Here is a 12252-nt window from a genome sequence, read left to right as displayed (position 1 = left end):
CTCCAGGCGCGAGTGTATCAGCCGCCCACCGCTGCGGCCAGGATCAGCGCCACGCCCAGCTTTGCCCCAACTAGGAGGGCGGCGGCGGCGACCTCGCCCTCGTTGATGCGCTCGGGCAGCCCTTTGAGCAGCATGTCGGTGATGCGGAAGACCAGCAGCTGCACCGCGATGGTGGCCGCGCCCCAGATGACGATCTCGGTGACCGACGTCGACGCCCGCAGGGACACGGCCAACGGAATCGCCAGACCCACGAACACCCCGCCCAGCGACAGAGCGGCGGCGGAGTTGCCCTCGCGGATCAGGGTGATTTCCTTGTGCGGGGTCAGCAGGGCGTAGAGCGCCGCGCCCAGGATCAGCATGACCAGGGTCACGCTCGCATGCAGCAGGGTGATCGGAAAACCGGTGGCGAAGGCCTGGACCTCGGGCGACTGGAGCTGGGACGGCATGGACGCTAATGACCCCGATAATCGTGCTGACCCCTGACTAACACGGGTCGGCAAGGCTTGCGTAGGGGGCGCCCGTCTCCGGCGAGCGGCGGCCTTAAGCCGCCTCGTCCTCGTCGTCGTCGGACAGCACGCCCGCCATCGCCGCCAGCGACAGCTTGCGCAGCGCCGAGGCGCGGACCTTTTCGCTCTCGCTCTTCAGCTGACCGCAGGCGGCGAGGATGTCTCGGCCGCGCGGGGTGCGGATCGGCGAGGAATAGCCGGCCTTGTTGAGGATCGCGGCGAAGGCCTCGATCGTCGCCCAGTCCGAGCACTGGTAGTCGCTGCCAGGCCAGGGATTGAACGGGATCAGGTTGATCTTGGCCGGGATGCCCTTGATCAGCTTGACGAGGGCGCGCGCCTCTTCGGGACTGTCGTTGACGCCCTTCAGCATCACATATTCGAAGGTCACGCGGCGGGCGTTGCTAAGGCCCGGATAGGCGCGGATGCCGGCCATCAGCTCGGCGATCGGGTACTTCTTGTTCAGCGGCACCAGAACGTCGCGCAGCGGGTCGTTGGTGGCGTGCAGGCTGATCGCCAGCATGGCCTGGGTGGTCGAGCCCAGCTTTTCCAGCATCGGCACGACACCCGAGGTCGAGACCGTGATCCGACGACGCGAGATGGCGATGCCCTCGTTGTCGCTGATGATCTCGATGGCGTCGGCCACCTGGCCCAGATTGTAGAGCGGCTCGCCCATGCCCATGAACACGATGTTCGAGAGCTGGCGGTCCTCCTTGTCGGACGGCCATTCGGCCAGGTCGTCCTTGGCCACCTGCACCTGGGCGACGATCTCGGCCGCGGTCAGGTTTCGCACCAAGGGCTGGGTGCCCGTGTGGCAGAAGCTGCAGTTCAGCGTGCAGCCGACCTGGCTGGACACGCACAGGGCGCCGGCGCGGCCGACGCCGGGGATGTAGACGCTCTCGACCTCGATGCCCGGGGCCATGCGGATCAGCCACTTGCGCGTGCCGTCCTTGGACACCTGGCGCTCGACGATCTCGGGGCGGGCGATGGTGAAGGCTTCAGCCAGACGCGCGCGGGTTTCCTTGGCCACGTCGCTCATGTCGGCGAAGTCGGTGACGCCGCGATGGTGCATCCAGCGGAAAATCTGGGTGGCCCGCATCTTGGCCTTGCCGTGCTCAACCACGCCGCTCTCGACCAGCGCCGCGATCAACTGCGGGCGCGTGAGACCCGACAGGTTGACCAGGGGCTTGGCGACGGGTTGGGCGGGCGTCGTCTCGGATGAGACGCGCGACAGGTCGAGGGTGACGCTCAAGGGGATGTCCGGCTCTTCGGGGTCGAGGCGGGTCTATAGCAGATCAGGGCCGGTTTTCCAAAAAGGACGGCCTGCGACCAAATTCCTGTCATCCCGGCCGCAGCGAAGCGGAGAGCCGGGACCGCCACGAACGCGGAGCTTCCGGCGGTCCCGGATCAGCGCGCTGCGCGCTTGTCCGGGATGACAACTTTAGCAGCTACACCTTCCTGAACCGGCTTCCCTGGCTGGCCATCAGGGCCAGGGCCCAGTCGTCGGGGACGATCTTGGCGATGGCGGCGATGGCCTTGTTGGGCGCGCCGGGCACGCAGATCGAGCGGTTGGCCTCGGCGGCCTCGTAACCGGCGGCGGCGACCTCGTCGGCCCCAAGCCACATCCACTCGGGCACGCCCTGGCTGACCTGGGCGCGGGTGCCGTTGACGTCATGGAACTCCGAATAGGTGAAGCCAGGGCACAGGGCGCTGACATGGACCCCGTTGGCCAGGTTCTCCAGGTGCAGGCTCTGGGAGAACTTCACCAGAAAGCCCTTGGTCGCCGCGTAAAGCGTGTGGCCGGCCGCGCCGGGGACCAGGCCCGCCAGCGAAGCGACATTGACGATGCGGCCGAACCTGCGCTCGACCATGCCCGGCAGAACCTTGTGGGTCATTTCGCAGACGCTGGTCAGCATCAGCTGCAGGAACTTGGCCTGATCCGCCCAGCTGGTGGCGTCATAGGTTCCGGGCAGGCCATAGCCGGCGTTGTTGATCAGGGCGTCGACCTCCCGGCCCTGCTCGGCGATCGCAGCGAGGACGGCGCCGACACCGGCCGGTTCGGCGAGATCGGCGGGGATCGCATAGGCCTCGACGCCCGAGCGCAGCTTGATCTCGGCGGCCAGGCCCTCAAGGCGGTCGACCCGGCGCGCGGTCAGGGCCACGTCATAGCCGTGGCTGGCGTAGATGCGGGCGGAGGCGGCTCCGATGCCGGCGGAAGCGCCGGTGATCAGGGCGAGACGACGGGCCATGAGATGGGAATCCAGTGGAAGGCGAGACTTCGCTGGAGACGAGCACGGCCCGCGATTTGGTTCAAGCAACCGTCCAAAGCCGGCGCGCGCGCTACTGAAGCCCGACCAGCAGGTCCGCGACCGTAATCTGGGAGAGCCGCTCGGCGGCGGCCTGGTCGGCGGAAAGAATCGCGGCGCGGACTGCGTCCGGGATCTTCTCGCCCACCGGGCAGCCCTTCACGCCCTTGGGCGCGACGCCCAGATGAGCGCAGCCATTGACGGCCCGGAGCACCACGTCGAGCGTGATGGTCTCGGCGGGCTTGAGCAGCCAGGCGCCGCCATTGGCCCCGGCGCGGGCGCCGATCAGGCCGGCCTTGCCCAGCATGGCGGTGACCCGGCGCACGACAACGGGATTGGTCGGCACCGAGGCGGCCAGTTCGGCGCTGGCCACGGCGCGCTCGGCCGAGAAGGCCGCCTTGTGGGCCAGATAGGCCAGGGCGTGGGCCGCGACGGGGAATTTCTGACTGTCCGACATCTCAACCCGGGAACGTAAGGTGGCCGCCCACGCGTTCAACCGAAAACTGCCCTGCGCCGAAAGCCTTCATCGATGGCAGGACCGAATGACGCAACGCAGCGTGACGATTGAACCCGGCGCGGTTTGGGTGTATCGCGCCGCGCTTGATCGCGATATGGGTCGGCCAGCAGCGTTTTGCGAGGGCTCCCCGGAGGGATTACATGGCTTCCGAAGCCCCTCACGCTTCCGCACCCGACTGTGCGCCCGCGTCTTCCGACATTCCGCAGCAGGACGGTGGCTCGACCAACGGCCACGGCCATGACCTCAAGGGCCACGGCTTTTTCGCCCTGGCCCTGGGCTCGGTCGGCGTGGTCTTCGGCGACATCGGCACCAGCCCGCTCTACGCCTTCAAGGAAGCCCTGGCGGCGGCCTCGCATGACGGCGTCACCCGCTCGGAGATCTTCGGCGTGGTGTCCCTGGCCCTGTGGGCCATGTTCCTGATCGTGACGATCAAGTACGTCGTCTTCATCATGCGCGCCGACAACAAGGGCGAGGGCGGCGTGCTGTCGCTGATGGCCCTGGCGCAACATGCCATGGGCAAGCGCACCACCCTGGTCTTCGTCCTGGGCGTAGCCGGCGCGGCGCTGTTCTATGGCGACGCGGTGATCACCCCGGCCATGTCGGTGCTGTCGGCGGTCGAAGGCCTTCGCACCATTCCCGCCCTCGAGCATGGCGTGACCAACGAGGTCGTGCTGCTGATCGCCACGGTGATGCTGCTGGGCCTGTTCTTCATCCAGAGCCGGGGCACGGCTTCGGTCGGCAAGCTGTTTGGACCGGTCTGCGCCGTATGGTTCGGCGTCATGTTCTCGTTGGGCTTGATGAACCTGCTGGGCAACCCCGGCATCCTGATGGCCGTCAGCCCCTATTATGCGGTCGAGTTCCTGGCCGAACACGGCCTGACGGGCTTCATCGTGCTGGGCGCGGTGTTCCTGACCGTGACCGGGGTCGAGGCCCTGACCGCCGACATGGGCCACTTCGGCCGCTGGCCGATCCAGGCCGCCTGGCTGTTCTTCGTGCTGCCGTGCCTGGCCATGAACTATCTGGGTCAGGGCGCCTTCGCCCTCACGACGCTTGAAACCGCACAGGCGGCCGGCAAGTCGATGCCGGAGCTGAACTGGTTCTTCGAGATGGCGCCCGAGGCGCTGCGCCTGCCGCTGGTGCTGCTGGCCGGCGCGGCGACCGTGATCGCCAGCCAGGCCGTCATCACCGGCGCCTTCTCGCTGACCCAGCAGGCCATCCAGCTGGGCCTGCTGCCGCGCCTGGACGTGCGTCGCACCTCGGAAACCCAGTCGGGTCAGATCTTCGTGCCGCAGCTCAACACCATGCTGCTGCTGGGCGTGCTGGCCATCATGTTCACGTTCCAGACGTCCTCGGCCCTGGCCCACGCCTACGGCCTGGCCGTGACCGGCACGATGATCGTCACCACCTGCATGGCCTTCATCGTCATGCGCAAGCTGTGGAAGTGGAGCATGCCGATGGCGCTGATGTTCCTGGTGCCGTTCCTGGCCCTGGACATCACCTTCCTCAGCGCCAACGCCCTGCGCTTCTTCTCGGGCGGCTGGCTGCCGGTGCTGATCGGCGCGGCCCTGTTCACGATCATGGCCACCTGGGTGCGCGGCAGCCAGATCCTGACCGACAAGACCCGTCGCGACAGCCTGCCCGTCGCCGACCTGATGGACATCCTGCGCGCCCGCGCCCCGCACCGCGCGCCGGGCACGGCGATCTTCCTGACCTCGGACCCGGACATGACGCCGGTGGCCCTGATGCACAACCTCAAGCACAACAAGGTGCTGCACGAGCGCAATGTCATCCTGACCGTCCGCACCGCCGAGACGCCGCGTGTGTCGGAGGAGGAGCGGGTCAAGATCGAGAAGGTCAACGACGACTTCAAGAAGGTCGTGGTCAACTACGGCTTCATGGAAAGCCCGAACATCCCCAAGGCCCTGGCCGTGTGCCGCAAGCAGGGCCTGAAGTTCGACATCATGGCCACCAGCTTCTTCCTGGGGCGCCGCTCGATCGTGCCGTCGGCCAACAGCGGCATGCCGCTGTGGCAGGACCGCCTCTTCATCTACCTGATGCGGAACGCCGCCAACCCGACGGACTTCTTCAAGATCCCGCCCGGCCGCGTGGTCGAGCTGGGCGCGCAGGTGACGGTCTAGGCGATGGAAACGGCCCTGCGGATCCTCGGCGACGGTCTGTCGATCGCCGCCCTGACCATCATCGCCACCACCGCCCACGGCGCGTGGAAGCGGATCCCCGCCGGGACGAGCGTGCCGATCGTCTGGACCCGCGAGGGCAAGCCCGCGCTTCGGCTCACCAAGGCCGCCGGCCTGCTGTGGATCCCGGTGGCGTCCATGGCGATCATCTTCGCCTTCACCCTGTCAGGGACGACCTTCCGGGCGGAGGGGCTGGAGGCGGTGATGGTGTTCTGCGTGCGCGCCACCCTCGGCGCCGTCCTGGCCATGGCCCAGCTTTTCCACCTGCGCTCCGTCATCAAGACGTTGCAGGACGAGGGCCAGCTCTAGCGGCCCTATTTACGCTTGACCCGCGCGGGCTTTCGCCGTTGAAGGCGCGCGACTTTGTGTTTCCTCGATAAGGACCCCGCTCATGGCCGACAAGTCCGTGAAGAAGGTCGTGCTCGCCTATTCGGGCGGTCTCGACACCTCGATCATCCTCAAGTGGCTGCAGACCGAGTACGGCGCTGAGGTCATCACCTTCACGGCCGACCTTGGCCAGGGCGAAGAGATCGAGCCGGCCCGCGCCAAGGCCCTGGCCGCCGGCGTGAAGCCCGAGAACATCTTCATCGAGGATGTCCGCGAAGAGTTCGTGCGCGACTACGTCTTCCCGATGTTCCGCGCCAACACGGTCTATGAGGGCCAGTACCTCCTGGGCACCTCGATCGCCCGTCCGCTGATCGCCAAGAAGCAGATCGAGATCGCCCGCAAGATGGGCGCCGACGCCGTCAGCCACGGCGCGACCGGCAAGGGCAACGACCAGGTCCGCTTCGAGCTCGGCTATTATGGCCTCGAGCCCGACATCACCGTGATCGCCCCGTGGCGCGAGTGGGACTTCAAGTCCCGTGAGGCCCTGCTGGACTTCGCCGAGAAGCACCAGATCCAGATCACCAAGGACAAGCGCGGCGAGGCGCCGTTCAGCGTCGACGCCAACCTGCTGCACTCCTCGTCCGAAGGTAAGGTGCTGGAGGATCCGGCGGTCGAGGCTCCCGAGTTCGTCCACATGCGCACCATCGCGCCGGAAGACGCGCCCGATAAGCCGACCATCATCACCATCGACTTCGAGAAGGGCGACCCGGTCGCGATCGACGGCGTGGCGATGAGCCCGGCCACCCTGCTGACCAAGCTGAACGAGCTGGGCCGCGACAACGGCGTCGGCCGTCTCGACCTGGTCGAAAACCGCTTCGTCGGCATGAAGTCGCGCGGCGTCTACGAGACTCCCGGCGGCACCATCCTGCTGGCCGCCCACCGAGGCATCGAGAGCATCACGCTGGACCGGGGCGCCATGCACCTGAAGGACGAGCTGATGCCCAAGTACGCCAGCCTGGTCTACAACGGCTTCTGGTTCTCGCCCGAGCGCGAGATGCTGCAGGCCGCCATCGACTACAGCCAGGACAAGGTCACCGGCCGCGTCCGCGTGAAGCTGTACAAGGGCAATGTCACGGTCATCGGCCGCGAAAGCCCCTACTCGCTGTACGACCAGGATCTGGTCACCTTCGAAGAAGGCAAGGTCGCCTACGACCACCGCGACGCCGGCGGCTTCATCAAGCTCAACGCCCTGCGCCTGCGCGTCCTGGCCAAGCGCGACAAGCGCGGCTAGGCGAAGGCTGGAGCCAAACGATCAAAGGGCGCCGCGAGGAAACTTGCGGCGCCTTTTTCATTTGGCGCGATCGCCCTAAACTCGGTTGTACGGGTACCGGTCGCGGATCATCCGCTGGAAGAACCGGCCCTTCGAGCGCGAGCGGTAGAACGCTGCGCTGATCCGTTCGGGCACGCCGACATAGACGTACGCGTCGCCGTCGTGGAACGTGACGAACAGCTTGCCGTGTTCGGGGGTGTAGGCGATGTCGGTGATCGCCGTGGATTCCACTCGCATGGCGCAAAGCCTCCGCGGATGAGGATCGTCATCGGAAAAAGCGAACGAAAGGCGGGCGAGGTTCCAAAGGCTCCGTCGCGCGCGGTGAACGCTATCCCTAACAAGTGTTTAGCGCGCAAATCCCTTAAGGCGCGCGCGCGGGGATGCCAAGGCGCGCCAAACCCGACTAGGGTCAGCCCTTACGCGGCCCAGGATGGCCCTCGGGAGGAAACAAACACATGCAGCAATCCCACGCGCTGGTGGCGATCGTCACCCTGCTATCCTTGCTGGTCTATGTCTGGATGATCTTCAGGATCGGCGGCGCCCGCCGTCGCACCGGCATCGACGCCCCGGCCATGACCGGGGATCCGGAGCTGGAGCGCCATCTGCGGGTGCAGGCCAACACCGTCGAGTGGCTGGTCATTTACCTGCCTTCGCTGTGGCTGTTCGCGATCTACTGGAACGACCTGTTCGCCGCTGGCGCCGGGGCGGTCTGGATCATCGGCCGCATCCTCTACGCCCTGGGCTACGCCGCCGACGCCAAAAAGCGCGAGCTGGGCTTCGTCATCCAGATGCTGGCCACCGCCGTCCTGCTGTTCGGCGCCCTGGGCAAGGCGATCTACGTCTACGCGGTCGTCGGCGCCTAGCTTTGCTTGGTGGTCCGTGGCGGAGCGGCCTATATCCGCGCCATGGACCACCTGCCCGTCGATCCCGCCCGCTACGGCGCCTTTCTGGTCGCCATGTTCGTCATGGCCATCACGCCGGGGCCCGCCAACCTGTTCGCCATCGCCACCGGCATGGAGCGGGGCAAGACCGCAGCCCTCTTGGGCGTCGTGGGCATGAACGCCGCCACCCTGGTCTGGTTCGCCTGTTCGGCCCTGGGCCTGGGCGCGCTGATCATCACCTTTCCTGCGGCCTTCCACGTCCTGGCCCTGGCCGGCGCGGTCTATCTCGTCTGGCTGGGCCTCAAATCGCTGTGGGCCGGGATCAAGAACGTCGAGAGCCACGCCTCGGCGAGCGTTCGCGCCGGCCGCTCGGCGTTCTTCGACGGCTTCATGGTGCAGATCGCCAATCCGAAGATTCTGCTGTTCTTCTCGGCCGTGCTGCCGCCGTTCCTGGACGTCGACCGCCCGCTGGTCCCGCAGCTGATCATGTTCGCCTGCGCCACCATCGGCATGGACCTCGTCAGCATGTCGGCCTACGGCGTTGGCGGCGCGGCGCTGTCCGACCGAATGAACGAGCCCGGGTTCCGGCGCGGCTTCGCGATCCTGGTGGGGGTGCTGCTTATCACCGCCGCCGGCTTGATCGTCTCGCGCGGCTAAGTTTTCGCCTCTGAGGCAAAGCGGCCTTGGCGAAACCACAAAGCGCAGCCAGAGTTGAGTTCAATGTCCAAGGACTCCGCGTGAAGGAGCACGTCATGTCGATCAAGAAGGCCGCCCTCGTCGCCGCCCTGGCGGTGACCGCAGGTCTCGCCGCCTGCGCCACCCCAACGCCCTATCAGCCCCGGATCACTTCGGGCGCGGTCACCGGCGGGTTCTCGGAACAAAAGCTGGAGAGCGACCGCTATCGCATCTCGTTCGCCGGCAACAGCCTGACCTCGCGCGAGACGGTCGAGCGCTACCTGCTGTATCGGGCGGCCGAGGTGACCGTGCAGCAAGGCTATGACTGGTTCGAGACCGCCGACCACCGCACCGACCGCACCGCGCGCAGCTATGTCGAGGCCGATCCGTTCTCGCGCCCGGGCTTTGGCTGGGGCCCGTACGGCTATTGGCGTCCGGCTTGGCGCTACTATGGCCCGGCCTATGGCTGGCGCACCTGGGACCCCTTCTGGGGTGACCCCTTCTTCGCCGACCGCGCCCAGATCCGCACGGTCGAGAAGTTCGAGGCCGGGGCCGAGATCGTGATGCACAAGGGCCAGAAGCCGCAGGGCGAGCCGCGCGCCTATGACGCCCGCGAGATCATGGCCAACCTGGCCAACACGATCGTGCGGCCGGAAGCGAAGTAGGTCGGAAGATGCTCCCCCGCGATGCGGGGGAGCTGTCACGGAGTGACTGAGGGGGCTAGCGCCGCCAAGGCCGAGTTCGCCCCCTCCGGCCCTCTGGGCCACCTCCCCCGCATCGCGGGGGAGGAGCGCGCGACCCTTACCGCGGCGCCATGCGGATACCGCCGTCGAGGCGCACGTCCTCGCCGTTGAAGTAGCCGCAGGTGATCATGGTCAGGGCCAGCTGGGCATATTCTTCGGGATGACCCAGGCGCTTGGGGAACGGAACGCTGGCGGCCAGGCCCGCCTTCACCGCTTCAGGCGCATTGTTCATCAGCGGGGTGTTGAAGATGCCCGGCAGGATGGTGTTGACGCGGATGCCTTCGCTCATCAGGTCGCGGGCGATCGGCAGGGTCATGCCCACCACGCCGCCCTTCGAGGCCGAATAGGCCGCCTGGCCCATCTGGCCGTCTTCAGCCGCCACCGAGGCGGTGTTGACGATCGCGCCGCGCTCGCCGTCTTCCAGCGGCTCCAGATCCAGCATGCCCTTGGCCGACTTGGCGATGCAGCGGAACGTGCCCACGAGGTTGATCTGGATGATGCGGTCGAAGGCGTCGAGCGGGAAGTGCTTGGTCTCGCCGGTGGCCTTGTCGCGGCTGGCGGTCTTGGCCGCATTGCCGGTGCCGGCGCAGTTGACGAGGATGCGCTCCTGGCCGTGGGCGGCCCGGGCCTTTTCGAAACCGGCGTCGACATCGGCGTCGCTGGTCACATTGACCTTGCAGAACACGCCGCCGATTTCCTTGGCGACCTGCAGGCCGCGCTCTTCGTTCATGTCGAAGAGGGCGACCTTGACGCCTTGGGCGGCGAGCGCGCGGGCGGTGGCTTCGCCGAGGCCCGAAGCGCCCCCGGTGACGACGGCGGCGACGGTGTTGTCGAGTTTCATTGGACGTTTCCCTGCTAGTTCGCGTTTGAAGCGTTCGCGGTTAGGATCGGATTTGAACAGAGGTTTATCCCGATGAGCGGCGACGCCAAACCGTCCCCCGACGTAAACGTCAACGAGGTGCTGGATCCGGCCAAGGCGCTGGTCCCGGCCACCTTGCGCGTCAACGAGGAGAAGGTCCGCGAGGGCTTCCTGCCGAAGATCCGCAAGGTGGCCGCGAAGATCCCGTTCGCGGCCGACGCCCTGTCGGTCTGGTGGGCCGCGCGCGATCCTGAGACGCCGGTGGCGGCCAAAGGCATGATGCTGGCGGGCCTGGCCTATTTCGTCCTGCCGACTGACGCCCTGCCGGACCTTCTGCCCGTGATCGGCTTCACCGACGACGCCGCCGTGATCGCCGCCCTGGTGGCGATCCTGGGCAAGACGCTGAAACCTCGCCACAAGGAGGCCGCCCAGGCGTTCCTGTCGCGCCTTTCTGACGACGCCTGAGCAAGACCATGTCTCTGATCGCGATCGGCCTCGCCGCCGCCCTGAACCTCACGACCGTTCCCGCAGACGCCGAGGACAGGGCCGTGCTCGCCACGACCCAGGCGTTCTTCGATGGGCTCGAGGCCGCCGATCCCGCGGCCATGCGCGCCGCCGCCCTGCCCAACATTCCGATGATGGCCGTATCGACAAAGCCCGATGGTACGATCGATGTCCGCCGGTTCGCCTTCGAGGACAGCTTCGGCAAGCAGGTCGCGCCCGGACTGAAGGAATGGATGTGGTCGCCGGTCGTCGTGCGGCGCGGCGCCCTGGCGACGGTCACGGGGCCGTTCGAGATCACGCGCGAGGGCAAGACGGTCCACTGCGGCGTCAATGTCTTCACCCTGGCCAAGACCGAGGGCGCCTGGAAGGTCGCCAGCGTCAGCTGGACCGCCGAACCCGCCGCCTGTCCCGAACTGCGTAAACGCTAGCCCACGCGGAACGTCAGCACCGTGCCGTCCCAGCGGGCGTCATGGCGATCTTCCTCGACGACATCGCGCACGCCCGGATAGGCTTCGGCCGCACGCCGCCAGAAGGCCCGCGCGCCGACGTTGCGGCGGACCGTCGCCGCCTCCCAGACCCCCCAGGCCGAGCCGAGCAGCGCATGGGCGGCCGCCAGGCCCACGCCGCGCCGGCGATGCTTGCGGACCACGAAGAACTCGGCCACCGCCCGGTCGATCGGGGTCGGCGAATGAGCGACGTCGTTGACCAGCGCGAACCCCACCGGCAGGCCCTTGATCCGGAACAGCCAGGCCTCGCGGGAAGGATCGCGCCAGTAGGTCTCCAGGCCCGGATAGTCCGAGTAGCGCCCGTCGGGACCCAGCTCCCCCTCGATCTCGCGGTCGAACCACAGTTCCGAGAAGTCGTGGAGATAGAACTGCATCAGGTTGACGATGATCGGCGCCTCCTCGGCGCCGGCCCGCGAGACGACGAGGCCGAGGCTCACCAGTAGGCCTCCATGATCGCCCGGGCCCAGTCGGGCTCGCGGACATCGCCGCGCGGCGCGAAGCCGCTCATCACCGGCTTGATGTCGAGCACGGGCGTGCCGTCGATGGCGTCCAGCCCGCGCACCTCCAGCACCCGGCCCGCGACCGAGACGATCTCGCAGACGGTGACACCGATCCGGTTGGGCCGGTTCTTGCCGCGCTGGGCGAAGATGCCGATGCGCGGCCAGTCCTTGTTGCCGCGCGGATGGCGCGCGCCGGTGACGATCTGATCGTCGCCGACCTTGTCGAACACGAAGATCACCTCGGCGTGGCTGAAGGTGTCCAGGCCCATCAGCGCCTCGTCGTCGAAGCGTGCGGGATCCAGGACGATCCGGGCGCGGCTGTCGCCCCAGTCGTCGTCGTCCGGGACCGTCCGGCCGCCCTCGACCCGTCCGATCGGCGTCATCTTGATCGACATTGCGCGTCCTT

Annotated in this window: 16 protein-coding genes; 8 read left to right on the top strand and 8 right to left on the bottom strand. The window is 67.3% G+C overall.

Features of this window, described 5'->3' with window-relative positions:
- Nucleotides 1-17 precede the first annotated feature (17 nt).
- From OVA11_RS03625 to OVA11_RS03610, 4 genes are all read right to left on the bottom strand, one after another.
- Complete coding sequence (locus tag OVA11_RS03625) at nucleotides 18-446, bottom strand: DUF350 domain-containing protein (RefSeq protein ID WP_010918024.1); 429 nt, start codon at nucleotides 444-446, stop codon at nucleotides 18-20.
- A gap of 94 nt (nucleotides 447-540) precedes the next feature.
- On the bottom strand, nucleotides 541-1755 hold the full coding sequence (gene rlmN, locus OVA11_RS03620) for a 23S rRNA (adenine(2503)-C(2))-methyltransferase RlmN (protein WP_268066215.1): 1215 nt from the start codon (nucleotides 1753-1755) through the stop codon (nucleotides 541-543).
- A gap of 196 nt (nucleotides 1756-1951) precedes the next feature.
- Nucleotides 1952-2752: an SDR family NAD(P)-dependent oxidoreductase gene (locus OVA11_RS03615; protein WP_268066214.1), complete on the bottom strand. Its 801-nt coding sequence runs from the start codon at nucleotides 2750-2752 to the stop codon at nucleotides 1952-1954.
- Nucleotides 2753-2843: 91 nt separating this feature from the next.
- The gene (locus OVA11_RS03610; RefSeq protein ID WP_268066213.1) at nucleotides 2844-3266 is read right to left on the bottom strand and encodes an Rrf2 family transcriptional regulator; all 423 of its coding nucleotides are present in this window, start codon (nucleotides 3264-3266) and stop codon (nucleotides 2844-2846) included.
- A gap of 200 nt (nucleotides 3267-3466) precedes the next feature.
- Between OVA11_RS03610 and OVA11_RS03605 the strand changes: the two genes are divergently transcribed.
- The 3 genes from OVA11_RS03605 (at nucleotide 3467) to OVA11_RS03595 (ending at nucleotide 7139) form a co-directional block, all read left to right on the top strand.
- On the top strand, nucleotides 3467-5464 hold the full coding sequence (locus OVA11_RS03605) for a potassium transporter Kup (protein WP_268066212.1): 1998 nt from the start codon (nucleotides 3467-3469) through the stop codon (nucleotides 5462-5464).
- 3 nt (nucleotides 5465-5467) lie between these two features.
- A complete protein-coding gene (locus OVA11_RS03600) occupies nucleotides 5468-5830 on the top strand; it encodes a hypothetical protein (RefSeq protein WP_268066211.1) in 363 nt (120 codons plus the stop codon).
- A gap of 82 nt (nucleotides 5831-5912) precedes the next feature.
- A complete protein-coding gene (locus OVA11_RS03595) occupies nucleotides 5913-7139 on the top strand; it encodes an argininosuccinate synthase (protein WP_268066210.1) in 1227 nt (408 codons plus the stop codon).
- A gap of 75 nt (nucleotides 7140-7214) precedes the next feature.
- On the opposite strand, the gene OVA11_RS03590 is transcribed toward OVA11_RS03595, so the two are convergent.
- On the bottom strand, nucleotides 7215-7415 hold the full coding sequence (locus OVA11_RS03590; protein ID WP_268066209.1) for a KTSC domain-containing protein: 201 nt from the start codon (nucleotides 7413-7415) through the stop codon (nucleotides 7215-7217).
- A gap of 218 nt (nucleotides 7416-7633) precedes the next feature.
- On the opposite strand from OVA11_RS03590, the gene OVA11_RS03585 reads away from it, so the two are divergent.
- The 3 genes from OVA11_RS03585 to OVA11_RS03575 all read left to right on the top strand — a co-directional run bounded on the left by OVA11_RS03585 (nucleotide 7634) and on the right by OVA11_RS03575 (nucleotide 9399).
- Nucleotides 7634-8041: an MAPEG family protein gene (locus OVA11_RS03585; RefSeq protein ID WP_268066208.1), complete on the top strand. Its 408-nt coding sequence runs from the start codon at nucleotides 7634-7636 to the stop codon at nucleotides 8039-8041.
- 6 nt (nucleotides 8042-8047) lie between these two features.
- A complete protein-coding gene (locus OVA11_RS03580) occupies nucleotides 8048-8716 on the top strand; it encodes a LysE family translocator (RefSeq protein WP_268066207.1) in 669 nt (222 codons plus the stop codon).
- Nucleotides 8717-8811: 95 nt separating this feature from the next.
- Nucleotides 8812-9399 carry a CC0125/CC1285 family lipoprotein gene (locus OVA11_RS03575; protein WP_268066206.1) on the top strand — a complete coding sequence of 196 codons (588 nt, stop codon included), beginning with the start codon at nucleotides 8812-8814 and terminating at the stop codon, nucleotides 9397-9399.
- A 136-nt stretch (nucleotides 9400-9535) separates the two neighbouring features.
- Here the strand turns inward: OVA11_RS03575 and OVA11_RS03570 are convergent, their stop codons facing one another.
- Nucleotides 9536-10318, bottom strand: coding sequence for an SDR family NAD(P)-dependent oxidoreductase (locus tag OVA11_RS03570; RefSeq protein ID WP_268066205.1), 783 nt, complete (start codon nucleotides 10316-10318; stop codon nucleotides 9536-9538).
- Between the two features lie 72 nt (nucleotides 10319-10390).
- Here OVA11_RS03570 and OVA11_RS03565 point away from each other — a divergent pair, with 72 nt between their 5' ends.
- Together OVA11_RS03565 and OVA11_RS03560 are read left to right on the top strand one after the other, a co-directional pair.
- Entirely contained in the window at nucleotides 10391-10801 is a 411-nt protein-coding gene (locus OVA11_RS03565) for a YkvA family protein (protein WP_268066204.1), read from the top strand.
- Nucleotides 10802-10809: 8 nt separating this feature from the next.
- Nucleotides 10810-11268: a hypothetical protein gene (locus tag OVA11_RS03560; protein ID WP_268066203.1), complete on the top strand. Its 459-nt coding sequence runs from the start codon at nucleotides 10810-10812 to the stop codon at nucleotides 11266-11268.
- Here the strand turns inward: OVA11_RS03560 and OVA11_RS03555 are convergent.
- Both OVA11_RS03555 and OVA11_RS03550 read right to left on the bottom strand, forming a co-directional pair.
- Entirely contained in the window at nucleotides 11265-11783 is a 519-nt protein-coding gene (locus OVA11_RS03555) for a GNAT family N-acetyltransferase (protein ID WP_268066202.1), read from the bottom strand. The genes OVA11_RS03560 and OVA11_RS03555 overlap by 4 nt on opposite strands.
- Nucleotides 11780-12241, bottom strand: coding sequence for an SAM-dependent methyltransferase (locus tag OVA11_RS03550; protein ID WP_268066201.1), 462 nt, complete (start codon nucleotides 12239-12241; stop codon nucleotides 11780-11782). Before OVA11_RS03550 ends, OVA11_RS03555 begins: the two co-directional genes overlap by 4 nt.
- Between the last annotated feature and the right edge of the window lie 11 nt (nucleotides 12242-12252).

Source organism: Caulobacter sp. SL161 (genome assembly GCF_026672375.1).
GTDB lineage: Bacteria > Pseudomonadota > Alphaproteobacteria > Caulobacterales > Caulobacteraceae > Caulobacter.
This window is presented reverse-complemented; position numbering and strand designations above follow the sequence as displayed.